Genomic DNA, 24520 nt, shown 5'->3' with positions numbered 1-24520 from the left:
GCGCCGCTAGTCCGCTACTCGGCGAAGGACAGCGAAAAACATCGCGTCGGTGCCGTGACGGTGCGGCCACATCTGGGCAGAGAGCTCGCTGCCGAGATCCCCCATGTCCGGAAGCACGTCGCGCGCATCCAGCTCCTCGACGCGGATCTCTGCCCCAGCGCCATGGCGCTCCACGGCAGCGTCCACGATGCCCCGGGTCTCGCGCAGGTCGGGCGAACAGGTGGAGTACACCACGACACCACCTGGGCGTACGAGGGCCAACGCGGACTCGAGGAGTTCGGTCTGCAGTGTGTTGAGCTCCGCGATATCGGACTCGGCTTTGCGCCAGCGGGCTTCGGGGCGGCGACGGAGTGCACCGAGGCCGGAGCAGGGGGCGTCGACAAGCACGCGGTCGAATCCCGCGTCGAGCCCCGGCGCACGACCGTCCGCACGGTGCACGCGCACGGGTAGGTCACCCACTGTTTTTTCCACCAAGGTAGCGCGGTGCGGGGAGACTTCTACGGCATCGACCTCCGCCCCCTCAACGCGAGCGATAGCCCCCATCAGGGCGGCCTTGCCACCGGGGCCGGCGCACAGGTCCAACCAGCGTCCGCTGTCCTCGCCAATAAGTTCAGCTTCCGTCACCGCGCGTGCGATGAGCTGGGAGCCTTCGTCTTGCACCGCTGCCAATTTCTGACGGACAGGCTCGAGGGAGCCCGGGTCACCCTGCTCAAGGTAGACCGCATAAGGGGAATAGCGTCCCTCTTCGCAGCCGGTAATGAGCGCGAGTTCTTCGGCGGATATCTCGCCCGGTCGCGCTACGAGGTGCACGAGGGGCCGCTCAGAGTCCGCCTCGAGTGCGCGCTCCAGCTCCGCTGTCTGCTCGGCGCTGAGCGCATTATCGTCAGCGGTGTCGAGGAGTCCCAACGCACGGCCGAAGGAGCGGGCGATCCACTCGGGATGAGCGTGGCGGAAAGCCAACGCCGCGACCTCTCCGCTCGGAGCTAGCTTGTCCAGCCACTCTTGCGCAGGTGTGCGGGTGATAGTCCGCATGATGCCGTTGGCAAAGCCCTTGGCTTTCTCGTGGCCGGCCGTCTCCACGAGGCGAACGGTGGTATCGACCGCCGCGTGCGCCTCCACCCGGGTGTAGAGCACCTGGTAGGTTCCCAGTCGCAGGGCCGTGAGCACCTCGGGCGCAATGGCGTCGAGCCCGCGCGACGAGCATTCAGCGATGACCGCATCGAGAACGCCCTCGGTGCGCAGCGTGCCATAGGTCAGTTCCGTGGCAAAGGCGGCGTCGCGGCCGCTGAGCTTGTTCGTGCTCACGGCCTTCGGCAGCGTGAGGTTGGCAAAAGCGTCATCCGCCGCAACCCGCTGCAGTACCTCGAAGGCGACCGCGCGCGGCACGTCCACCCCGCTGCGCCGTGCCGCGGAAATCAGCGACGGGTTCTGGCGATTGCGGTGAGCAGTCTGGGGCTGTCCGCCTCGGCGGTCACGCTGCGCACCGGTGTTCTTATAACCTCCGCGTCCCTTGTGGTCGCGTCCACCGCGCGAGTTTCCACGCTGTTGGCTGCCCCGCTGCTGCTTTCCCTTCTCTGCGCCTGTCCCCGCGCGCTGCGCCGGGTCACCAGACTTGCTGCGGGACCTAAACCCTCCGGTCATGAGAACTTCACCTCGTCTGTGTCTGTGGAATCCGTGCCACGAGAGCCTTGGCCAGCAAGACCTCGGCCCCAATCGGCGGCGTTCATCATCTTCTTGCCGGGCGGTTGAATCTTGCCCAAACGTACCGGGGAGCTACCGGTGCCGACCATGACGGCATTTCTGGCCACGTGCACTTCTCCTGGCTGGAGTGCGCGCACTGCGGCAGCCTCTGGGAGCGCCTCGAATTCAGCGGCTGCCACGCTGTTTACCGGCCCTACCTTCAGGCGGGATTCCCCCATTAAGGTCCAGGCTCCCGGCCCCGGGGTATGGGCGCGGATGTGGCGATCAATGACGTCAGCAGGCAGGGTCCAGTCGATGCGGGCGTCGTCGGTCGCGATCTTGTGCGCATAGGTGGCCTCACCTTCCTGCGGTTGCGGCGTAATGCTGCCGTCCTCCAGTCCATCCATGGTCTGAACAAGGAGGTCACCACCCGCATACGCCAGTCGCGTGAGCAGGTCATCAGCGGTGTCGGTGGGCAGTATTGCTTCCTCGATGGTGGCCAGGATGTCCCCGGTATCTAGGCCCTGATCGATGCGGAAGGTCGTGGCGCCAGTGCGTTCGTCGCCGGCCGCAATCGCTGCCTGGACCGGTGCGGCGCCGCGCCACGCTGGAAGCAGGGAGAAGTGCAGGTTGACCCAGCCGTGCGTTGGGAGGCCCAGCAGATCCTCGGTGATCAGGTTTCCGTAGGCCACCACCGGAATGGCCTCCGGTGCAATCTCCGCCAACCGCGCGCGCAGGGCGTCGCCGTCCTCGGTGCCTGGCTTGAGTGTGGTTGGCGTAAGAACCTCGATTCCGTGTTCCTGGGCCAGCGCCTTCACGGGACTGGGGTGCAGGGTGCGCCCGCGGCCGCGGCGGGCATCAGGACGGGTGATGACGGCGGCTATGTCGTGGTGTGAGGCAATGAGTTTCTCCAAAGCCACGACGGCGGGCTCGGGGGTTCCGGCGAAAACAATGCGCACAGTGGGTGCATGCCTTTCTCTCGTGAGGTTGATTGTTGATTAAAGTCTGATGCCTATGCGTTGAACCACTCCGACTGGCGGATGATCTTCATGGATTCCTTTCGCAACTCATCGCTCAGGCGCTTGAGGAACAAGATTCCGTCGAGGTGATCCGTTTCGTGTTGGATGCAGCGTGCCATCAGTCCGGACGCGAGCATAGACACTGGGCGGCCTTGGGGATCGAAACCTGTAAGGCGTACGGTATTGAACCTTTCGGTAGGCTGGGAAATACCGGGGATGGACAGGCAGCCCTCTGGTCCCAGCTGAGTGTCTTCTCCCACTGCTTCCCACTCGGGGTTGATGATGGCACCGCGCAGGCCGTGCTGATAGTGAGAGCAGTCAAAAACGAAGATGCGCTTGGTCACGCCAATCTGGTTAGCCGCTAGGCCTACTCCCCCGGCGTCTTCCATGGTCTCCAGCATGTCCTGAGCTAGACGCTCGAGCGATGGCCCGAATTCGGTGATCTCCTCGGCCCGGGTGCTCAGGACGGGATCGCCATAGAGGCGAACCTCGCGCACGGTCATAGTATGAACTCCTCGTGGTTTGCAGTCTTTCACGGTAAGCAGGGATTGCCATCCGTAGTGCTCCTGCACCGAGAATAGTTCACAGTAAGCAGTGCGTGCCCTCCAGGGGTGGGGTCGGCTGTTCTGCCTATCCGATGTTGATCGGGTCCACGGCGATGCGCAGAGGCAAAACATCTTTGCGCGCGCTGCGCAGCGAATTGGCCGTTCGCAGCGCCTGCCCAAGCTCCGAGCGCGGCCCCAATGGCGTGCGGATCAGCAGGCGCTGCGGCTCGCCGCCGCGTTCGTGGTCATATTCGCCAGGCAAGCTCACCCCGGGCGGTAGCGGGACCGGGCCAAGAAGTTCCGCGTGCTCCGGTAGTTCTGCCAGCTCCAGGAAAGCGTCGAGCGAGGCATCGGCACCGTCGACGGCCGCCATGTGCACCGCGGGCGGGAAGCGTACCTCGCGGCGTGCCTGCAACTCGGCCGCCGCGGCTCCCACCATGTCCCACCGGCTAAAGAAGCCCACGAGCGGGAGCTGCTCATCTGCTGCAACGATCACCGCTCCGCCCTGCGCAGCCGGGGCCACGAGGGTGGCTGCGGCAGCCCATGTGGTCAAGGTATCCTCCGTAGCTCGGAGATCCTGACGGCCCAGCAACGCCCCGGTTTCCACCAGGAGCGCAGCACCATAGTGCCCTCCCTCGGCAACGCGTGGCTCCGCGCCAGGCGTGGCAATCACCAGCGCGGGGCCGGCAGGGACTTCGTCGACGACTGTGGAGCCACCTGATTGGATAACGCGCGTGTTGGGAAAGGCGCGCCCCATCTCCTCGGCGGTGCGCTCGGAGCCCAGCACAATGGCCCGCAGCCGTGGGGAACCGCACTCGGAACAGCGGTAATGGGCGTCGACACGCCCGCACCAGCGGCACGTGGGAAGCGCGGCGGAATCCTGCGCCCCATCCGCCGCGCCACGAGCAGAGGGCAAGCCTAGCGGGCCATTGCAGTGTCGGCACCGTGCCGGGGATGAGCATTGCCCACAAGCCAGAATTGGGGCGTAACCCTTGCGCGGGACTTGGACAAGGACGGGTTCACCGCGGTCGAGCGCCGCCCGGGTGGCTTGAAAGGCTGGGCCGCTGACCGACGTCGTCCCACCCTGCATGTGCCGCGCCAGATTGATACCGAACGCACCCACCGCAACAATATCGGGGCACGCCGCTTCCAGGGCTTCCGGAGTTGGGAGAAGATCGTGTGCCCATCCCGATTCAACAAGCAGCTGCGCTTCGGCCGTGCGCGCGTGGCCAGCGAGGATAAAGCTGCATTCTTCCTGCGCGGAGCGCGTGCTCAACACCTCTCGCGTGTGGACGTAAGGCTTGAGGTTATCCACCAGGCTATCGTCACCGTCATTGAGGACAACGGCCAGCTTCAGGTTCTTTACTGGGGCGAAGGCCGCGGAACGTGTGCCGATAACGATGCGCGCCTGCCCCGTCAGTGCGGACAGATAGCGGCGGTAGCGAGCCTGCGGGCCAGTACTGTGCGCGAGCACCGTGATCTGCTTGGCGGAAAGGTGGCGACGAAACGCCGCTTCCAACAGGTCAAGGTCACGCTGATCCGGCACAACCATGAGCACCCCGCCGCCTTGCAGCGCCACGCTAGCGCCCAAGGCCGCAAGCGCGCCAGCCCAATCTGACCCCGGTGCGATCTGCCACGCTGCCCGCGCAATGTTTCCCGTCAGCACCGAATCCACGAAAGACTCGCCATGCTGGTAGCTCGACCACGCGGAGAGATCCGGGTGCTCTGCCGTGCCGAGCTCCTCCCAGGGAGTGGTAATATCCGCTTCTTCGGCCTTGGCATGGCGCGCCGGGATGGCGGTGCGGATGATATCGGAGCGCACGCCGCCGTAGCGGGCTGCAAGGGATTCGATGAGCGCCGCCATGGTTGGTGTGTACACCGCATAGGGGGAAATGACGCGTTCGATATAGCGGAGCGAACCGGAAAAATCAGAATCGCTGCTGCGGGAGAGCAAGATGGCGTCTACCAACCTGCCGTTGAAGCGAATACGCACCCGGACGCCCGGCTGCGCGGCGTCGGAATCCACCTCCTCAATGAGGTAATCGAAGCCGCGATCGAGGTGCGCCACCCCTAACAAGGGCAACACCCGCGCGACCGGTTGCTGGGCGGCGGGTGTCTTCTTGGGCATAGCGCCCGATTCTACAGGCCGGCGGCACGGCGCAGGTCGACGGCCCGCGAGGTGTCCTCCCACGGAAGGTCAACATCGGTGCGACCGAAGTGACCGTAGGCCGCGGTTTGGCGGTAGATCGGGCGCTGGAGGTCGAGCTCGCGAATGATGGCGGCCGGGCGCAGATCGAAGACCTTGTCCACTGCGGCCTGGATGTCGGCGTCGCTCAGCCCGCCGTGCGCAGTACCGAAGGTCTCGACGTAGAGGCCAACTGGCTTGGCGCGGCCGATGGCATACGCCACCTGCACCTCGGCGCGGTCGGCAAGCTCGGCGGCCACAATGTTCTTGGCCACCCAGCGCATGGCGTAGGCAGCGGAGCGGTCCACCTTGCTCGGATCCTTACCGGAGAAGGCACCGCCGCCGTGGCGGGCCATGCCACCATAGGTGTCCACGATGATCTTGCGGCCGGTCAACCCGGCATCACCCATGGGGCCGCCAAGGATAAAGGAGCCAGAAGGATTGATGAGCAGCTCGGTGTCCTCGGTGTAGTACTTGCCCAAGTCGGCGTCGTTGACGACCCATTCGACGACGTGCGTGCGCAGCTGCTCGGCCAACCACTCCTGGGTGACGTCCGGATCGTGCTGGGTAGAGATGACGATCGTCTCCAGCCGCGTGGGTACATCATTCTCGTCGTAGGCGTAGGTGACCTGGGTCTTGCCATCGGGGCGTAGGGAAGGCACGATGCCCTCCTTGCGCACTTGGGTGAGACGGCGCGATAGATGGTGCGCCGTGGAAATCGGCAACGGCATAAACTCCGGGGTCTCGTTGGTGGCATAGCCAAACATGAGGCCCTGGTCACCCGCACCGTACTGGTCATCGTCTTCGAAGGTGCCGGAACGAACCTCGGTGGAGGTATCCACGCCAGCCCCGATCTCTTGGGACTGCTCACCAATGGCGACGTTGACGCCACAGGTATGGCCGTCGAAACCAACGTCGGAGGAGGTAAAGCCAATCTCCACGAGGGTCTTGCGAACGATCTGGGGGATCTCTACATAACCGGTGGTGCGCACCTCGCCCACGACGTGCACCTGCCCCGTTGTCACGAGGGTCTCTACGGCGACGTGGGCGTTGGGGTCTTCTTCGAGGAGGGCGTCAAGAATGGCGTCCGAGATCGCGTCACAAATTTTATCCGGGTGGCCTTCAGTTACGGATTCGCTGGTAAAGAGGCGTACCGCCTGTGCAGCTTTGTCAGTCACAAGTCTTCCTTAAGCTAGTTCTGCGCGTCGTGGGTGGGACAGCGCCTTGCCCACGCCTCGGCTGATAACACCGCCCCATCGTAGACCAAGCGGTCTACAGCTGCAAGAACGACCACTACTTTTTCAGGATTTCATTCACAGCTTCAAGTATCTGCGCGGCCACGACCTGTTTCGAGCCAGGCTCAACCACCACTGGCTCGGCATCACGCCGCAGGATCCACCCAGCGCTCGTGGGCTGGCCAAAGACCTTTCCCTCCCCGACCTCATTGGCCATGAGTACATCGCAGCCCTTCTTTGCGAACTTCCGCTGGGCGTACTCCAGGACAGTCGTCGTCTCATCACCGGTCTCTGCGGCGAAGCCGACGATGATGGCATCCGGGTTGAGGGAGCCACTGTCGCGACGCTCGACGAGGCCCTTAAGGATATCTGGATTTTCCACCAGTTCCAGATGCGCCAAATCAGCGTCCGCGGTACCCTTCTTCATCTTTGACTCAGCCACGGAGGCTGGGCGATAGTCCGCAACGGCCGCGGCCATGATGACGATGTCCGCGTCAGCGGACTCTGCATTCATTGCCTCCTGCATATCGCGGGTTGAGGTCACCCGCACGACCGCGGCACCGGAGGGAACCGGAAGCGCCTCCGTATTACCGGCGACGATGGTGACATCGGCACCCCGCTGTGCGGCAATCTCAGCCAACGCAAAGCCTTGTCTCCGGACGAGCGGTTGCCAAGGTAGCGCACTGGGTCAAGGTTCTCTTGCGTGCCGCCAGCGGAGATCACGACCTTCCGGCCCTGCCAATCATGGTCCACGCGGTGGCCGGCAATGATGGTGCGAGCAAACTCCGCGATCTGCTCCGGATCCGGTAACCGGCCTGCGCCCGTATCGGTACCGGTCAAGCGGCCGTGGGCGGGCTCCATGACAGTAACTCCGCGACGGCGCAGCGTAGCCACGTTGTCTTGGGTTGCCGGGTTAAGCCACATCTCCGTGTGCATCGCTGGGGCGATAATCACCGGACACGTCGCAACAAGGACGGATGCGCTGAGAAGATCGTCGGCGCGACCACCAGCCAAACGCGCGATCAGGTCCGCGGTTGCCGGGGCAATAACGATGGCATCCGCTTGCTGGCCTAGGGAGACGTGCTGGACTTCATCCACCGCATCAAAGACCGTGGTCGACACCGGATGCCCCGACAAGGCCTCAAAGGTCGCCGCCCCAACGAAGTTCAGCGCAGCCTCGGTAGGAATCACGCGAACATCATCGCCATGCTCAGTGAAATCGCGGATAAGATGGCACGCCTTGTAGGCGGCAATTCCTCCCGCCACTCCGATGAGGATGCGCCGCCGTTGAGCCGACCCCGCCCCTGCGGACTCTGGATGATTCACGGCGCTACTTTCTTGAGCTTCTTGGAAATGCTGTACGTCCTTCACTCGGACGATGTTACCCAAGACGCTCTGAACCCACCCAGTATCTTGGCAGACACGTGGGTGGGTTCAGTTCAGAATGTGCTGTAGGCAGCTACCGGCACGGAAAAGCTTAGTTGCCTTCCTCGTGGTCCAGCAGGCCGGCTTCGATTTCGCGCAAAGCGATGGACAGCGGCTTCTCCCCCGGTTCCGGGGTCACCAGCGGTCCGACAAACTCGAAGACGCCTTCATCCTGTTCTTGGTAGTAGCTGTTGATCTGGCGTGCGCGCTTAGCGGCGAAGATCACCAGAGCGTACTTGGACGAGACCTTGCCCAGCAGTTCATCGATCGGCGGATCGGTAATGCCCGTCGGCGGATCGAATACTGGTTCCGGCTTAACGGCCTCAGAATTAGCAGGTGTGGTCACGTTGGTCACATGCACCTTTACTGTTGGTAGATGGTCAAAATCGTGGTCTATCCACGCAGGATAGCACTAATAGCGGCAACGGCCTCATCGAGATCTTCATTGACAACGATGTGGTCGAACTCCTTTTCCGCGGCAAGCTCCGACTCTGCGGTCTGCAACCGGCGGTCGATGACATCCTGCGGCTCGGTCCCACGCCCTGTCAGGCGCTCGACCAAAACTTCCCAGGATGGTGGGGCGAGAAACACGGTTTCCGCCTCCGGCATCGCCGCCTTCACGTTGCGGGCGCCTGCAAGATCAACCTCTACCAACACCGGGCGTCCAGCCGTCATCGCTTCTTGGACCGGCTGGGCGGGCGTCCCGGAACGCTGCAAACCGCCGTGGATCTCTGCCCATTCGAGCATGTCACCAGCGTCGATATGCTCTTGAAAGGTCTCTGGTGAGACGAAGAGGTAGTCCACCCCATCAGTCTCTCCGGGACGGGGTTGGCGCGTCGTCATGGAGACGCTGAAGTAGAGGTTGTCGACATCGTCGCGCAGGCGCGAAACCACCGTGGATTTGCCCACAGCGGACGGCCCGGCCAGAACGACCAGGCGCCCGCGTGCAGTTTCGTCAGCCATTGCGCTAATTACTCGCCGTAGCCGAAACGCTCGAGCAGGGCGCGACGCTGACGGTCACCCAGGCCACGCAGGCGGCGGGTCTGAGCAATCTCCAGGTCCTCCATGATTTCCTTAGCCTTGACCTTGCCAACCTTCGGCAGGGCCTCGAGGAGAGCGGAGACCTTGGTCTTGCCGATGATCTCATCGGTCTCGGCCTTCTCCAGAACTTCCTGCAGGTTGGTCTCGCCGCGCTTCAACGCAGCCTTGAGCTCAGCGCGAGCCTTGCGGGCCTCAGCGGCCTTTGCGAGAGCTTCTTTGCGCTGCTCATCTGTCAACTTGGGAAGGGCCACGGGTTTCCTCCGATTTCATTAGTTCGAACATTGTCTTCTGATGGCTAGCACCAGAATCTCGGCTCACGGTGGGAAGGTTTCCCCAGCGCGGGATAGCTTTTGCTACCTCCACGAACCGACTTCTGGCAATCCTAGCACTGGTCTGTACGCGATGACGCAACGCGGCCCCCTTCTTTTAAAGGTTCCCGCACGTCAACGCACATGCCTTAAACAAAATACCAGGTAAACGGCGCGCCCGATAATCCAGCACGCCGCCACCTGGTCTGAGTATTAATCCCGGAACTCCGCCGCGGTATCCACTACGGCTTTCCGCAGGTCAGAGACACTCGGCCCCTGCGAAAGAATGGCCCGGGAAACGTTGGCAAAGCCGAGCTCGGGCGCCGCTGCGGTGAGTTCCCTTACATCGGCGGGCGTAGCGCCCTGGGCGCCCACACCCGGCAGCAGCACCGGACCGTTTAATTGGTCTAGTGCAGGCGGAGCCTCCAACGTCGCGCCCACGACCACACCAAGGGCACCCACGGTGGTGTCTGGCCCAGCCGCAGACGCGTTGCGCTGTGCAAGCTCATCGACGACGCGCTGCGCCACGCTGCGGCCGTCCACGCTCAACGACTGCAACGCCACGGCCTCCGGATTGGAGGTCGCCGCAAGAACAAAGACACCTCGTCCAGTTTCCTCCGCTAGATCGAAGACTGGACTCAAAGCACCCACACCGAGGTAGGGCGAGACCGTCACAGCATCGGAACGCAGCGGCGAGTCCTCCCCCAACCAGGCTTGCGCGTAGCCCGCCATGGTGGAACCGATGTCTCCGCGCTTCGCGTCCGCTAGGCTCAGACAGCCCTGCTCGCGGAGCCCCGCGAGGGCCTCCTCAAGAACTGCGAAGCCGCGCGAACCGAAACGCTCAAAAAAGGCCACCTGTGGCTTCACCACCGCGGCGGTCTCAGCGAAGGCCTCTACACAGCGCAGCGTAAACGTGCGCAGACCATCCACATCAACCGACAGGCCCCAGGCCTCGAGCAGATGCGGGTGCGGGTCGATGCCTACGCACAATCGCCCGCGCTCCGCACCGGCTGCTACGAGGCGCTCACCGAAAGACGGCGACTTCCTAGTTGGCTGGGTCATGCTCAAGCTCCTGCAGCGCGCGCACCTTGAGATCCCCGCGACGCAGAGCCTCAATGCCCTGCACTGCGGCGGTCACGCCCTGGACGGTCGTCACCAACGGAATGCCCACGGATACGGCAGCAGCGCGGATGTCATAGCCGTCGTGGCGGGCACCGGCGGAGCCTGCCGGGGTGTTAAGGATGAGATCAACCTTTCCAGCCAAAATCTGGTCCACGATGGACTCCTCGCCCTCCGTGGCCTCCGATACCTTCCGGGCGACCTCGCACTCGACACCGTTGCGGCGCAGCATCTGCGCGGTCCCAGCGGTAGCCACGATGGTGTAACCCATGTAGGCCAGGCGCTGAATCGGGAAGATGAGCGTGCGCTTATCGCGGTTGGCTACGGAGACAAACACGGTTCCCTCGGTGGGCAGCTCGCCGAAAGCGGCCATCTCACCCTTGGCGTAGGCGGCGCCGAAGTTGTCGGCCAAGCCCATCACCTCACCGGTGGACTTCATCTCCGGGGACAGCAAAGTATCCAGCAGCTGGCCATCGGGGCGACGGAAGCGGTTAAACGGCAGCACAGCCTCCTTGACCGCAATCGGGTGCTCCAGCGGCAGGGAACCACCGTCGTAGGTAGACGGGATGATGCCCTCCTCCCGCAGCTCGGCGATGGATGCCCCCAGCATGACGCGCGCGGCAGCCTTGGCCAGCGGAACGCCGGTGGCCTTGGAGACGAAAGGCACGGTGCGGGAGGCACGCGGGTTGGCTTCGATGACGTAGAGGGTGTCATCCTTCAAGGCGTACTGAACGTTCATCAGGCCCTTGACGCCGATGCCGTGCGCTAGGCGACGCGTCGACTCCCGCACCTTCTCAATATCCTCAGGTCCCAGCGTCATCGGCGGCAGAGCGCAGGAGGAGTCACCGGAGTGAATACCGGCCTCCTCGATGTGCTCCATCACGCCGCCGAGGTAGACCTCCTCGCCGTCGCACAGCGCGTCGACGTCAATCTCGATGGCGTTATCCAGGAAGCGGTCGACGAGGACCGGGTGATCCGAGGTGATCTCGGTAGCGCGCTCGATGTAGTTGCGCAGCGAATCCTCGTCGTAGACGATCTCCATGCCGCGGCCACCCAGCACGTAGGACGGGCGGACCAATACCGGGTAGCCGATATTCGAGGCGACCTGGCGGGCCTCCTCGAAGGAGGTCGCGGTGCCGAAGGCCGGTGCGGGAAGCTCGGCTTCAGCAAGCACCTTGCCGAACTCACCGCGGTCCTCCGCCAAGTCGATGGCAGCGGCAGACGTACCCACGACCGGAACGCCGGCAGCGGTCAGGCGCTCAGCCAGGCCCAACGGGGTCTGTCCACCCAGCTGGACGATGACGCCGGCAACCTCACCGCACGCGGCCTCCGCGTGGTAGACCTCCATGACGTCCTCGAAAGTCAGCGGCTCGAAGTAGAGGCGGTCTGCCGTGTCATAGTCAGTCGACACCGTCTCCGGGTTGCAGTTGACCATGACCGTCTCGTAGCCCTCACGGGAAAGCTCCAGGGCGGCATGCACGCAGGAGTAATCAAACTCGATACCCTGACCGATGCGGTTCGGGCCAGAGCCCAGGATGATGACCTTGCCCTTCGTCTTCTCGTCGCTTGCGCGGACCTCGGACTCAGCGTTCGGATCCAGCTCATAAGTGCTGTAGTGGTACGGGGTCTGCGCCTCGAACTCACCAGCGCAAGTATCGACGGTCTTGTACACCGGGCGAATACCCAAGGACCAGCGCAGGGAGCGCACGCCATCCTCGCCAGCGAACTCTGGGCGAAGAGCCGCGATCTGGGCATCGGACAGGCCGAAGACCTTGGCGCGGCGCAGCAAATCAGCGTCCAGAACCGGCGCACTCACGAGCTCCTCGCGGAACTGGACCAGCGCCTCCAACTCAGCGAGGAACCACGGGTCCAAGTGGGAGTGCTCGTGCAGCTGCTCGATGGTCGCACCGAGGCGCAGGGCCAGCTCGACGTCGTACATGCGGCCCTCTGTCGGGCGCTCCAGGTCCTTGAGAACGGCCTCGAGATCCGTAGCGCGCTCCCCGGCAAAGTACTCATCTGGCTGGGTCCAGAAACCTGCGGGCTTGGATTCCAGGGAACGCATGACCTTATTCAGGCCGGAAATGTAGTTGCGGCCGATACCCATGGCCTCGCCCACAGACTTCATGGTGGTGGTCAGGGTGTCATCGGCGCCCGGGAACTTCTCAAAAGCAAAGCGTGGAGCCTTGACGATGACATAGTCCAGAGTCGGCTCGAATGCAGCCGGGGTCACACCGGTGATGTCATTGCGCACCTCATCCAGGGTGTAGCCAATGGCCAGCTTGGCGGCCAGCTTGGCAATCGGGAAACCGGTGGCCTTGGAGGCCAGCGCCGAGGAGCGGGATACGCGCGGGTTCATCTCAATGGTGATGATGCGGCCATCATCCGGGTTCACTGCGAACTGGATGTTGCACCCGCCGGTGTCGACGCCCACCTCGCGAATGATGGCGATACCCTGGTCGCGCATCTTCTGGTACTCGCGATCCGTCAGAGTCAGGGCCGGCGCCACGGTGACGGAGTCACCGGTGTGGACGCCGAGGGCATCGACGTTCTCGATGGACGCGATGACCACCACGTTATCGTCACCATCGCGCATGAGCTCGAGCTCGAATTCCTTCCAGCCCAGGATGGACTCCTCGATGAGGACGTTCGCCTCTGGGGATGCAGCCAAGCCGCCGCCGGCAATGCGCTCAAGGTCCTCCTCGTTGAAGGCCAGGCCAGAGCCCAGGCCGCCCATGGTAAACGACGGGCGAACGACAACCGGCAGGCCGAGCTCGGCGACAGTCTCGTGGACCTCCTCCATCGTGTGGCAGACGCGGGAGCGCGCGGATTCGCCGCCGATGGAGGCGACAATATCCTTGAACTTCTGGCGGTCCTCGCCGCGCTCAATCGCGTCGATATCAGCACCGATGAGCTCGATATCGTACTTCTTCAGGATACCCAGGCGGTCCAGCTGCACCGCGGCATTGAGAGCGGTCTGGCCGCCGAGGGTGGCCAGCACGGCGTCGATGGGGTTGCCCTCTTCCTTTTCCTTCTGGAAGATCTTCTCGATGAACTCGGGCTCGATGGGCTCCACGTAGGTGTGGTCGGCGAACTCCGGGTCCGTCATGATCGTTGCCGGGTTGGAGTTGACCAGCGTAACGCGCAGGCCTTCCTCCTTGAGCACGCGGCAGGCCTGGGTACCGGAGTAGTCGAATTCGCAGGCCTGGCCAATAACAATCGGACCGGAGCCGATAACCAGGACGTGATTGATGTCGTTGCGCTTTGGCATGTGTTTCTTCTTCCTTTTCCTGGTTGCGTTCTACTTGTTCGGGGACTTTTCAGTCATGAGCTCGATGAACTGGTCAAAGAGCGGGTTTGCATCGTGCGGGCCAGCCGCGGACTCTGGGTGGTACTGCACGGAGTAAGCCATGCCATCCTTGAGCGCAACACCTTCAATGGTGTTGTCGTTGAGGCAGGTGTGGGACACCACTGCCGGGCCGAAGTCGGTATCGAATTCCTCACCGGCCGGGTCTTCCTTGCCCGAGGGGCTGGCCAGGGCGAAACCGTGGTTCTGAGAGGTGATGTCGATCTTTCCGGTCAGCTGGTTGCGCACCGGCACGTTGATGCCGCGGTGGCCGAACTTCAGCTTGTAGGTATCCATGCCCAGCGCACGGCCGAGGATTTGATTGCCGAAGCAGATGCCGAAGAACGGGTACTTGGCGGCGAGGATGTCTCGGACAATGCCAACCATGGTGTCCGCAGTAGCCGGGTCGCCCGGACCGTTGGAGACAAACACACCATCCGGCTTGTACTGCTTGATCTCCTCGAACGGGGTGTTGGCGGGAACCACGATGGTCTCGATGCCGCGCTCGGCGAAGTTCTTCGGTGTGGCGGTCTTGACTCCCATGTCGTAGGCCACGACGGTGAAGCGCTTCTCCCCTACGGCCGGGAAGGTATAAACCTCATCAGTCGAGACCTCTGCCGACAGGTCGAGTCCGGCCATGGAGGGCTGGTTCTTCACCTCAGCGATGAGCTCCTCGACGTCCCGCTCAGCATCGGCACCGGAGAAGATACCGGCCTTGATGGAGCCGTGGTTGCGCAGGTGGCGCACCAGGGTGCGGGTATCGATGCCGCTGATACCAATGATGCCCTGCTTTTCCATCTCCTCCGGCAGTGAGCGCTCGGCGCGCCAGTTGGAGACGCGGCGGGCAAGGTCGCGGATGACCAGACCGGCGACCCAGATCTTGTCGCCGTGGGACTCATTGTCCTCATCATTCCAGCCTGTATTACCAATCTGCGGCGCGGAGGCCACGACGATCTGGCGGTGGTACGACGGATCCGTCATGGTCTCCTGGTAGCCCGTCATGGCGGTGGTAAAGACGGCCTCGCCCAGGGTCGTACCCGTGGCGCCAAAGCCAAAGCCACGGAAGGTGCGGCCATCAGCGAGGACCAGGATGGCGGGGGTGGTGGTAGTGGAAGTCACTGTGTGTTGAACCTTTCAGTGAATTTTCTCGGTGAAGGGTGGTTGTGTTGGGGACGTGCGTTGGTGTGCGTTGACTACTTAAGTGGTGAGCAACTCTGATTGTCGATTATCCCGATTACTCGGCCGCCTCGCTGGCGCTTTCAGCCGCTAGGTCGTAGGTCACCGCACCGCGCAGGATGGTGTAGGCCACGCGTGCGCCGAATTCCTCCCCCTCGTACGGGTTGTTCTCCGACTTCGATGCCAGGCGCGTGGAATCGGATACCCACTGGTGTTCCGGATCAACGATGGTGAGGTTCGCTGGCTCTCCCACCGCAATCGGGCGGCCATGGCCGGGCAGGCGGGTGATCTCTGCCGGGCGTTCCGACATGACGCGGGCAACGAAGCGCCAGTCGGCCAGACCGGTGGCGACGAAAAGCTTGGCGATGACCGCCAGGGAGGACTCCAGCCCCAGCATGCCCGGCTTGGCGTGCTCGAACTCGACGCACTTGTCTTCGCTGCCGTGCGGGGCGTGGTCGGTCGCCACGACGTCGATTAGCCCGTCGAGCAACGCCTGGCGCAGGGCCAGTGTGTCGGATTCCTCGCGCAACGGTGGGTTAACGCGGTAGACGCCGTCGTAGGTCACCAGCTTGTCATCGGTCAGCAGCAGGTGGTGCGGAGTCACCTCGGCGGTCAGCGGGATGCCCTGTTCCTTGGCCCACTTGAGAAGCTCCACGGTGCCCTTCGTCGAAGCGTGGCAGATGTGCATGCGGTTGCCGTAGTCACGCGCGAGCAGTGCATCGCGGGCGACGATGGATTCCTCGGCGACGCGCGGCCAGCCGCGCAGGCCCAGGCGGGCGGCGACCTCGCCCTCGTGGGCGCTAGCGCCTTCGGTCATGCGGTGATCTTCTGCGTGCTGGGCCAGAAGAACGTCAAGGCCCTTCGCGTACTCCAAGGCACGGCGCATGAGCTGCGGGTCTTGGACGCACTTGCCGTCATCAGAGAACATGCGCACCTTGGCATCCGAGCGGGCCATCATGCCAAACTCGGTCAGGGTCTTGCCCTCAAGGCCCTTCGTGATGGAGCCAACCGGGTGGACATCGCACAGGCCGCGTGCCTGGCCCTTGGCCCAGACGGACTCGGCGATGATCGGCTGATCCGTCACCGGTGACGTGTTAGCCATGGTGAACACAGCGGTAAAGCCGCCCTTGGCGGCAGCGCGCGAGCCGGTTTCGATGGTCTCGGTGTCCTCGCGGCCCGGCTCACGCAGGTGAACGTGCATGTCCACCAGCCCTGGCAGCAGCACGTTGCCGCCACCATCAATGGTGCGGTCGACGCCTGCCGCCGGGGTTATATCGGTGGCAGCACCGATGGCTTCGATGACGCCATCCTTGATCAGGATGCTGGTAGGTTCGCCCTCACCATAGGGGCGAACGTTGGTGATGAGCAGAGTACCGGCCGCGGGAGCAGAGAGCACGCCGGTGTCTGGATAATTAGTCATGGATTCTTCAGCTCTCCTCGTTGCTAAGTGGGACATCTCGATTTAGATACCGGCGTTCTCGCCGTTGGTGAGCAGCGTAAACAAGGCGGCCATGCGCACGTGGACACCGTTGTTGACCTGCTGGAGGACCGCGGTGTTGTCATAGTCAGCCACGGCGTAGTTGATCTCCATGCCGCGGACCATGGGGCCTGGGTGCATGATGATGGCGTCCTTCTTCATGGCCGCTGCGCGGTCCTTGGACAGCCCGTAGAGAGTGGCGTACTCGCGGTGCGAGGGGAAGAAACCGCCGTTCATGCGCTCTGCTTGCACGCGCAGCATCATGACGACGTCTGCCTTGGCAACCTCTGCATCGAAATCGTGGGAGACGCGCACCGGCCAGGTGTCGACGCCGAAAGGCAGCAGCGTCGGCGGGGCGACGAGCGTGACTTCAGCACCCAGCGTGGAGAGCAGGTCCACGTTGGAGCGCACCACGCGGGAATGCAGGCAGTCACCGACGATAGCCACGTTAAGACCCTCAAAACCGGTGCCGGCTGCCGAGCGATCCGCGTTCAGGTGTAGGCGCTGGCGCATCGTGACGGCGTCGAGAAGCGCCTGCGTGGGGTGCTGGTGGGAGCCATCGCCGGCGTTAATCACGCTCGGGCCCTGGCCGCCGGGCGCTACCCAGCGAGCTAGCTGCTGTGCCGCACCGGAGGAAGGATGGCGCATGATGATGGCGTCCGCCCCGATGGACGCCAAGGTCAACCCGGTGTCCTTGAGGGACTCGCCCTTCTTGACCGAGGACGTCGAGGCGGAGAGGTTAATGACATCCGCCGACATCCACTTGCCCGCCGTCTCGAAAGAGGAACGAGTGCGGGTGGAATTCTCGTAGAACAAGGTGAAAACGGTGCGCCCGCGCAGCGTGGGCAACTTCTTGACCTCGCGGCCTTCCAGGGCCTCCCGGAAGCGGTCGGCCTCATCCATCAGACCGAGAATCTCCTCGGCGCTGTGGTCGGCGATGTTAATGAGGTGCTTCATTTATGCCTCCTTGCCGGGCTGTGCAGTGAAGCGGGTGAGAACGACGGCATCGCGCCCATCAATGTCGGCGTTGTACACGGTGACATCCTCATCCCGCGCGGTGGGGATGTTTTTGCCCACGTAGTCGGCGCGAATGGGTACCTGGCGGTGCCCCCGGTCCACGAGGACGGCGAGCTGGATGATGTCGGGGCGCCCGATGTCCGCGAGGGCATCGAGTGCGGCGCGGATGGTGCGGCCGGAGTAAAGAACGTCATCGACAAGAATGACGGTGGCGCCGTCGATGCCGCCGTCAGGCACCGTCGTGGGCTGCAAGGCACGGTGCGGGCGGGCATATAAATCGTCTCGGTACAAAGTGATGTCGAGGGAGCCCCAGGGAATCTCCACCCCAGAGAATTCCTCAATCTTTTCGGCAAGGCGCTGCGCCAAAGGCACGCCACCAGAGGGAATGCCTAAGAGCAGGACTCGAGAAGAATCACTCGAATCTAGCGCCGTCTTTTCAATGATCTGGTGCGCGATGCGTGCGACAGTACGCGCGACGTCTGAGGAGCTCAGCAGCTCGTTGGACTCCGCGTGGGTGCCGGATTCACTCATCGTGACCTCCTTCCCCGCCTCACGGTGCGGTCTTTAAAGGATGTCGGACAATGGTTCAGTGGACTTGTCTATGCTTGAAAGCCAGCACTAACCATAGCACTCTTCACGCGTGCTTGGTACGCCCTCGCACCCCCGAATCTCCTGAGGCAGGTCTATAGACAGTGAGTTTCACTACCCAGCACGTTGTCCCCGCCCCGCGCGAAGACGTATGGCAGTGGCATACCCGCCAGGGGGCGTTTGCTCGCCTCACCCCACCTTTCGGTTTTATGACCCCGCTTCAGCAAGCCGAGTCCTTGGCCGATGGAACCTCAATATTGGGCTTTCCCGGCGGCCTGAAATGGGTTGCCCGCCACGACCTCAGCCGCTACCAACCGCGGCGCTCTTTCGCGGATGTCTGTATCAACGCCCCCTTCCGATCCCTGGCGAATTGGCGCCACGAGCACTTCTTTGAGGATCACCCGGAGGGCACGCTCATCACGGACAAGGTGGAGACCCGCATCCCCGCCGGAGCCCTGGAATCGATCTTCGCTTACCGCCAGCAGCAGCTCATCGAAGACTTTCGCTTTGCCCACAGGCTCGGCGCGCTCAACGCCGAGCCCCGCACGGTAGCGATAACCGGAACGCACGGGACGGTGGGCGCGGCTGTGGCTGCGCAATTGGGCACCCTGGGCCACACCGTCATCCCTTTGGTGCGATCCAACCCCGGGACTGGCGAGCGCCTCTGGCGCCCCCAGCTGCCGGCGAAGGATCTGCTGGAGGGCGTTGACGTTCTCATCCACTTGGCCGGCGAACCTATCTTTGGGCGTTTTAATTCCGCACACAAAGAGGCCATTCGGGATTCCCGCGTTGAACCTACCCGCCTACTGGCCCAAGTGGCTGCTGAGAACCGGTCCCTGACCGCCATGGTGTGCGCCTCCGCCATTGGTATTTACGGCCCGGACAGGGGTGAGACGGAACTGACCGAGGAATCGGAGCGCGGCGAGGGTTTTCTCGCTGACGTCGTCGCCGACTGGGAGGCGGCGTGCGAGCCTGCGCGGGAGGCTGGAAAGCGCGTGGTTAACCTGCGTACCGGTATTGTGCAATCAGCCAATGCGGGGATCCTGCCGCTGCTACGCGGGCTGTTTTCCACTGGTCTTGGCGGCGCTTTCGGCAAAGGCACCATGTGGAATAGCTGGATTGCACAAGATGATCTTTCTGACATGTTCGTCCGCGCCGCGCTCGACCCAGCCTGGCACGGCGTCATCAACGCGGTCTCCCCCACTCCGGTGCTCAACCGCGATTATGTTGATGCCCTTGGTTCCTTGCTCCACCGCCCCACCATCATTCCGATTCCCAGCGTCGGTCCGGCGCTGCTGCTGGGCAAGGAAGGTGCGCGTGAGCTTGCACTAGCTAACCAAAAGGTTCTGCCCACGCGCGCGGAAGCGCTCGGCCATACTTTCCGCTATCCCGAGATCGCTCCAGCGCTTGCCCACGAGCTGGGCGGGGAAAAACTCTTCGAGGACCCCACCTGCGCACCCCAGGAAGACGGCTCCGGTAGTGTCGGGGCCGGAAAAGATTAAGAAGAATGTAGCGAAGTGAGTAGAAGAATTGACTGACACCACTAATCACGACGAAGCGCAGCAGCGCCAGCTGCAGCCCGATACTCCGATTGAGGAGGTCACACTCGAGCGCATTGCGGAGATCTTTAAGTCAGAAGGCTTGGAATACCGCATCGAAGAGCAAAAGACGCAGGACGGCCAGACGGTCAACCTTTTGCGCACCGGCTTCTCGAACGCCGCCATTGCCTTCCAGCTGGTTGGCTCCTCCCTCATCGTTGATTCCGTGTGGCGCGGTTCCGTGCCCGCCTCCGAGGGCCCGGCGCTCCTCATGCACATCAACGCCTGGAACCAGGATCACTTCACGCCGACGTTCCGCTTCTTTGAGGCTCCGGACAACGCCTTGGCAGTCTCCGGTGCGCGCGATCTCGACCTGACCCACGGCGCTTCCCGCAACCAGTTAGGCGCGTTCGTCATGTCCACCCTGGATGCCGTGTTGCAGTCCTTCGAGTGGATTGAACAGCAGTACCCGCAGCTCGTCACCTGGAAGGAGCACAACCATGACTAATCCTGCGACTACCCCCGCCGAGGATCCACACGCACTCCCGGAGGTCACCCTCGACCGCATCATCGAGGCAATGAAGACCTTCGACATCGAACTCGAGCCGGTCCCCGGCCGCGACGACGCCGCCACCGCCAACCTCAACGGCCTGCCGTGCATGTTCGCTGTGCTGGAAAGCGTTGCCATCGTGCGCTGCGATGTGCCAACGGACGTCAACTACGCCAAGGCCGACGCCGGCCTTTTCCTCGCGGCTAACCAGATCAATTCCGTGGCTATGGGGGCCCGCGCCGTCATTGCTGACTTCGACGGCATGTTGCTCGTGCGCACCGAGGCCGATATTCCGTGCGCGGCCGGCATGACCGACGAACAACTCGCGGCCGCGCTGCGCGCCTCCGTGGATGGTGTCATCAACGCCCAGAACGCCATGGTCGCCGCCGCCGAGGAAATGGCCAAGCTCGGTTCCGAATCTGCTGCACAGGCGGGCGAGGGAACCGAGGGCGCCCAGGGTGAGCAGCAGTGACCGATCTCCACGTGGTTGAGCCGGTCACCATTGACCGGCTGGCGCAGTTGTGCGAGCTTATCGACGCCGACTACGCGCTCATCGAAGCTGCCCCCGAGGAAGGCGACGCTCCTGGTGCCGGCGACGACAACGCCCCCGCGCGCCGCGTCCTGCAGACCGGTGTGCCGCATATCGCGGTGCACTGTGACCTCGACGCGGAAGGCGACGTATTGAGCGCCTTCGCCTCCTGGGAAGGCACGCTTCCCGCGCACCTCGAACAAGATGTTGCTGCTGCCGTGGCGGAGCTGAACTGGGCCAGCGTGGCGCCCACCTTGAACTTCCTCGTCGAAGAGGACGCGAAGGGCAACGCGGAGATCCACCTAGGCGCCAACCGCGCCATGGCCGTGGGCGAAGGTTTGTCCTTGGCCCAGCTGGGGCATTTCCTGCTGAGCTCACTCGCCAGCTTCGCGGAGATTTTCGACGTCGTGGCGCAGCGTTTTCCGCAGGCGGTCACCTGGAACGAGGAGGAGTAGGAATGAGCCACAACGCTAGCGAAGGCACCGATCCTTTCGACATCCTGTCTGGGTCTCCGCTGCCCGCCGTCAGCCGGGATAGCGTGCTGAGCGTGCTCAACGGTACGGAACTGGATATGGCGGCCACCGCGCACCCAGAGGACCCCACTGCGGCGGTTGCCCGCCTCAATGACCTTGATTGGGTTATCACCGTCGACGATGGCCTCGTGCGCATGGAATGCGTGCTGCCGACGCAGCTCGACGCGGACATGCTCCCGATCTTCCACGTCTTGTGCAACGAGTTCAATTCCAGTGCCTTCGATGGGCGCGCGCTCGTTGGCCTCGTTGAGGATGAGGTGGAGCTGCGTGGTGATGCCTGCTTCGTCACCACGGCGGGTCTGAACGAGGACCAGCTCTTCCACGCCCTCAACCTGGGAATTATCAATGCCCAGGAAGCGCTGTTGTCCGTCCTCGATAGTTTCAACGCCGCCGCCCGTGAGCTCGCCAGCGACGTCGATGAGGCGCAGAACGACTAGTTCTTAGTCGGCGTCCTCGATGCGCTGGCGCTCCACCTCCGGGTCGAAGTCGGGCGCCGGCCACTCGAGGTCAAGATGGCGCAGGAGATCCACGATGAGGAACTTCAGCGCCATGCGGGCGTATTTCTTGTTATCGGTAGGAATGACATACCAGGGCGCATAGTTTTCATCCGTGCGCTGGATGGCGTCCTGGTAGGCCGCCATGTACTTATCCCAATAGGCGCGCTCCTCCACATCGGCGGGATCGTATTTCCAGAACTTGTCTTCCCGCTCCGTGCGCTCTAGCAGATTCTCCTTCTGGGCTTCCTTGGACAGGTGTAGGAAGATCTTGATGACCTTGACACCCTTCGCTGTCAGGTCGAGCTCATAATCCCGGATAGCCTCGATGCGGCGGTCCACTTCTTCTCCGTCGACCCACTCGTGCACGCGCTGAATGAGGACGTCTTCGTAGTGGGAGCGGTCAAAGGCCACAATCTGTCCCGGCTGCGGGTCGTGCTTGCGGATGCGCCACAAGAAGTCATGTTCCAGCTCTTCCTCGGTGGGCTTTCCGAAACCAACCGTGGTAGTTCCCTGCGGGTCGAAGGTGCTGAGCACGTGGCGAATAGCACCGCCCTTGCCCGAGGTATCCATTCCCTGCAACACAATGAGCACCGCCGGGGCATCCTCACCATAGCTGCGGCCGTTGGCAAAGAGCCGCTCCTGCAGTTCATAGAGCTCGTCATCGTACTTGGTGAAACGGGCATCGAGCTCGTCCTTGTCACCGTCGAAGCCGGGGGTTGCGGAGGCATCGACCGAGTCGATCTGAAAATTCTTGCCTGCGCGCAGGGAGAGCGCGTCTTCAATCTTGAACTTCGCCATGGGTCCACCTTACCCAGGCAGTGTTTTAAGCGCCCAGCGTGGAAATACCGCGCAGCAGAGCACTTAGCGCTCCCAGGCTAGCCAGCGCCAGCGACAACGTGTGGGCTTTTTCCCGCGAGACGTGCCCGGCGATCTTCTTGCCCAGGAGGATACCAACGCACATGCCGATTATTCCGCAAGGCCACACCAGCCAATGCAGGCCCTCGAAACCGCCGGAGCCCAGGAAGTACTTCGTCAGAACAGAGGACAATCCGCCGATGACAAAGCAGGGTTGCAGGGTCGCGGCGAGGATTGACTTAGGCCACCGCGCAGCCTGGGCGTACACGGTGATGACGGGGCCGGCGACGCCGGCCAGGGTATTGGTAAAACCGCCCAAGATACCCGCGGAGATAGAGGGCCCCGTCCCCCGCATCTCGGGGACGAACTTGCGGCCAAAGACCACTACGCCCAGCGCGATCAACAAGGCGGCGCCCACGAGCACCAACAACGCCGAGGTATCGATGCGCGCGATCAGCAGCGCCGCCGGGATTGAGCCGAGGACCATGAAGGGGCCGATGCGCAGCCACTTATCCCACGCCACATTCTCGCGCATCGAATAGGTCGTGAGGATGGCGTTAATGCAGGCCAAAACGTTGATGACCATGATGCCTTCCACGGGGCCGAGGAAGAGCGTCAAGATGGGGCCGCCAATGAGGCCCAACCCCATGCCGGAGACTCGCTGCAGGCAGGAGCCGACTATGACGGTAACGAGGACGACGAAAGGTATTGCCAGTACAGACATGTCTCCTTAGCCTCGGTAGCGTTCCATTACGGCGGCCGCAACGTGCTCTGGGAACATACCCGTGACATCGCCGCCGTACTGTGCCACCTGCTTGCACAGGGAGGAGGAGATATAGCCGTACTTTTCATCAGTGAGCAAGAAGACAGTATCGATCCCGGAAAGGCGCCGGTTCATCTGTGCCATCGGCAGCTCATACTCGTAGTCCAAGGAGGAGCGCAGGCCTTTGACAATGGTGTCTATGCCATGGGCACTGGTGTAATCCACGAGCAGGCCGCCCCACCAGTCCACCTGGATCTCTGGCGCGACGGTACGGCGGATGAGATCCACGCGCTCCTCCACGCTAAACAGTCCGGACGGCTTGTCAGGATTTCCCGTCACCAGCACGGTGACCTTGTCAAACAATTCGCTGGCGCGGCTGAACACGTCAACATGGCCTAGCGTGATGGGGTCGAAAGATCCCGGGCAGACGGCGTGGGTGGGCATGGCTAATCCTCCTTGGTTTCGGTCATGGCGGTGTCTTCGCTACCCGCGTTGTCGCTGTAGTCGCTGTCCTCAGCGCGGTGATAAATCGCCATATCAAAACGCGCAATGCCAAAGGTCCGCTTCTTGAGTTTCTGGCCGGTGGGCTCAAAGCCTTCCGGCCACTGCGTCTGCGGGGAATCCACATGGCGTTCGATGACGACGATTGCGGCATCATCCAACACCGGTTCGATCGCGGCCAACAGCCCATCCACATCATCGAACTCATAGGGAGGATCCGCGAGCACCATATCGAAATACCCGCGCGGTGCGGTCGCTAGATAGGACGAGGCCTTCATCTCGCGTACCTCGACGCGCGGGTGCTTCACCACCCCAATGTTGTGGCGGATGATCTTCACCGCCGCAGGATTGTTTTCCACCAAGACCACTTCCTCAGCGCCGCGGCTGGCTGCCTCCAGGCCTAAGGCACCAGAGCCAGCAAAAAGGTCCAGCACCCGGGAGTCGATGAAACCCCAACGCACGTTCAACGATGAGAAAAGGCCCTCGCGGGCACGGTCAGAGGTAGGTCTAGTCCCGGCTTCCGGCACCTTGATGGTGCGCCCCCGGGCCTCCCCAGCAATGATTCTGGTCATGGCCTCTACCCTATCTCCCCACAA

At 63.0% G+C, this 24520-nt stretch carries 23 protein-coding genes and 1 pseudogene; 5 read left to right on the top strand and 19 right to left on the bottom strand.

From position 1 onward, the window contains the following. Positions 1–6: 6 nt before the first annotated feature. From FME68_RS00930 to pyrR, 15 genes and pseudogenes are all read right to left on the bottom strand, one after another. Positions 7–1641: an RsmB/NOP family class I SAM-dependent RNA methyltransferase gene (locus FME68_RS00930; protein WP_158395439.1), complete on the bottom strand. Its 1635-nt coding sequence runs from the start codon at positions 1639–1641 to the stop codon at positions 7–9. Next, entirely contained in the window at positions 1638–2639 is a 1002-nt protein-coding gene (gene fmt / locus FME68_RS00925) for a methionyl-tRNA formyltransferase (RefSeq protein ID WP_328287666.1), read from the bottom strand. The genes FME68_RS00930 and fmt overlap by 4 nt, the downstream gene beginning before the upstream one ends. Positions 2640–2692: 53 nt before the next feature. Continuing rightward, positions 2693–3202 carry a peptide deformylase gene (gene def, locus FME68_RS00920; RefSeq protein WP_158395437.1) on the bottom strand — a complete coding sequence of 170 codons (510 nt, stop codon included), beginning with the start codon at positions 3200–3202 and terminating at the stop codon, positions 2693–2695. A gap of 127 nt (positions 3203–3329) precedes the next feature. Continuing rightward, positions 3330–5372 carry a primosomal protein N' gene (locus tag FME68_RS00915; RefSeq protein WP_158395435.1) on the bottom strand — a complete coding sequence of 681 codons (2043 nt, stop codon included), beginning with the start codon at positions 5370–5372 and terminating at the stop codon, positions 3330–3332. 11 nt (positions 5373–5383) lie between these two features. After that, positions 5384–6607, bottom strand: coding sequence for a methionine adenosyltransferase (metK, locus tag FME68_RS00910; RefSeq protein WP_328287665.1), 1224 nt, complete (start codon positions 6605–6607; stop codon positions 5384–5386). Positions 6608–6722: 115 nt separating this feature from the next. After that, positions 6723–7990, bottom strand: a pseudogene (gene coaBC, locus FME68_RS00905) (bifunctional phosphopantothenoylcysteine decarboxylase/phosphopantothenate--cysteine ligase CoaBC). 151 nt (positions 7991–8141) lie between these two features. Continuing rightward, the gene (rpoZ, locus tag FME68_RS00900; RefSeq protein WP_046649090.1) at positions 8142–8444 is read right to left on the bottom strand and encodes a DNA-directed RNA polymerase subunit omega; all 303 of its coding nucleotides are present in this window, start codon (positions 8442–8444) and stop codon (positions 8142–8144) included. Between the two features lie 38 nt (positions 8445–8482). Continuing rightward, positions 8483–9052 (bottom strand): guanylate kinase, encoded by a 570-nt coding sequence (gene gmk / locus FME68_RS00895; protein WP_158395433.1) that lies wholly within the window; start codon positions 9050–9052, stop codon positions 8483–8485. An 8-nt stretch (positions 9053–9060) separates the two neighbouring features. After that, the gene (mihF, locus tag FME68_RS00890; RefSeq protein WP_010186801.1) at positions 9061–9381 is read right to left on the bottom strand and encodes an integration host factor, actinobacterial type; all 321 of its coding nucleotides are present in this window, start codon (positions 9379–9381) and stop codon (positions 9061–9063) included. A 270-nt stretch (positions 9382–9651) separates the two neighbouring features. Continuing rightward, the gene (gene pyrF, locus FME68_RS00885) at positions 9652–10500 is read right to left on the bottom strand and encodes an orotidine-5'-phosphate decarboxylase (RefSeq protein ID WP_158395431.1); all 849 of its coding nucleotides are present in this window, start codon (positions 10498–10500) and stop codon (positions 9652–9654) included. Next, complete coding sequence (gene carB, locus FME68_RS00880; RefSeq protein ID WP_158395429.1) at positions 10484–13825, bottom strand: carbamoyl-phosphate synthase large subunit; 3342 nt, start codon at positions 13823–13825, stop codon at positions 10484–10486. The genes pyrF and carB overlap by 17 nt, the downstream gene beginning before the upstream one ends. Positions 13826–13855: 30 nt before the next feature. After that, complete coding sequence (gene carA / locus FME68_RS00875; RefSeq protein ID WP_070701925.1) at positions 13856–15019, bottom strand: glutamine-hydrolyzing carbamoyl-phosphate synthase small subunit; 1164 nt, start codon at positions 15017–15019, stop codon at positions 13856–13858. Between the two features lie 115 nt (positions 15020–15134). After that, complete coding sequence (locus tag FME68_RS00870; RefSeq protein ID WP_158395427.1) at positions 15135–16496, bottom strand: dihydroorotase; 1362 nt, start codon at positions 16494–16496, stop codon at positions 15135–15137. A gap of 42 nt (positions 16497–16538) precedes the next feature. Next, positions 16539–17510, bottom strand: a complete 972-nt coding sequence (locus FME68_RS00865; RefSeq protein ID WP_144013576.1) for an aspartate carbamoyltransferase catalytic subunit — start codon at positions 17508–17510, stop codon at positions 16539–16541. Beyond that, positions 17511–18101, bottom strand: coding sequence for a bifunctional pyr operon transcriptional regulator/uracil phosphoribosyltransferase PyrR (pyrR, locus tag FME68_RS00860; RefSeq protein ID WP_046649084.1), 591 nt, complete (start codon positions 18099–18101; stop codon positions 17511–17513). A gap of 161 nt (positions 18102–18262) precedes the next feature. Between pyrR and FME68_RS00855 the strand changes: the two genes are divergently transcribed. Genes FME68_RS00855 through FME68_RS00835 form a run of 5 tightly spaced genes read left to right on the top strand, consistent with a single transcriptional unit; the run spans position 18263 to position 21745 of the window. Beyond that, a complete protein-coding gene (locus tag FME68_RS00855; protein WP_328287664.1) occupies positions 18263–19660 on the top strand; it encodes a TIGR01777 family oxidoreductase in 1398 nt (465 codons plus the stop codon). 28 nt (positions 19661–19688) lie between these two features. Continuing rightward, positions 19689–20204 (top strand): YbjN domain-containing protein, encoded by a 516-nt coding sequence (locus tag FME68_RS00850; protein ID WP_046649083.1) that lies wholly within the window; start codon positions 19689–19691, stop codon positions 20202–20204. Beyond that, positions 20197–20718: a YbjN domain-containing protein gene (locus tag FME68_RS00845; RefSeq protein ID WP_158395425.1), complete on the top strand. Its 522-nt coding sequence runs from the start codon at positions 20197–20199 to the stop codon at positions 20716–20718. Before FME68_RS00850 ends, FME68_RS00845 begins: the two co-directional genes overlap by 8 nt. After that, positions 20715–21230, top strand: a complete 516-nt coding sequence (locus FME68_RS00840; protein WP_175972908.1) for a hypothetical protein — start codon at positions 20715–20717, stop codon at positions 21228–21230. Before FME68_RS00845 ends, FME68_RS00840 begins: the two co-directional genes overlap by 4 nt. Before the next feature lie 2 nt (positions 21231–21232). Then, entirely contained in the window at positions 21233–21745 is a 513-nt protein-coding gene (locus FME68_RS00835; protein WP_158395423.1) for a hypothetical protein, read from the top strand. A gap of 3 nt (positions 21746–21748) precedes the next feature. On the opposite strand, the gene FME68_RS00830 is transcribed toward FME68_RS00835, so the two are convergent. The 4 genes from FME68_RS00830 to rsmD are packed head-to-tail and all read right to left on the bottom strand — an operon-like array spanning position 21749 to position 24496. Continuing rightward, positions 21749–22603, bottom strand: coding sequence for a PPK2 family polyphosphate kinase (locus FME68_RS00830; protein ID WP_158395421.1), 855 nt, complete (start codon positions 22601–22603; stop codon positions 21749–21751). 25 nt (positions 22604–22628) lie between these two features. After that, positions 22629–23384, bottom strand: a complete 756-nt coding sequence (locus FME68_RS00825; protein WP_144013571.1) for a sulfite exporter TauE/SafE family protein — start codon at positions 23382–23384, stop codon at positions 22629–22631. A gap of 6 nt (positions 23385–23390) precedes the next feature. Further along, positions 23391–23867: a pantetheine-phosphate adenylyltransferase gene (coaD, locus tag FME68_RS00820; protein WP_070511700.1), complete on the bottom strand. Its 477-nt coding sequence runs from the start codon at positions 23865–23867 to the stop codon at positions 23391–23393. A 2-nt stretch (positions 23868–23869) separates the two neighbouring features. After that, on the bottom strand, positions 23870–24496 hold the full coding sequence (rsmD, locus tag FME68_RS00815) for a 16S rRNA (guanine(966)-N(2))-methyltransferase RsmD (protein ID WP_070681172.1): 627 nt from the start codon (positions 24494–24496) through the stop codon (positions 23870–23872). Between the last annotated feature and the right edge of the window lie 24 nt (positions 24497–24520).

The sequence above is a fragment of the Corynebacterium hiratae genome (assembly GCF_009708045.1).
GTDB classification, from domain to species: Bacteria; Actinomycetota; Actinomycetes; order Mycobacteriales; family Mycobacteriaceae; genus Corynebacterium; species Corynebacterium hiratae.
This window is presented reverse-complemented; position numbering and strand designations above follow the sequence as displayed.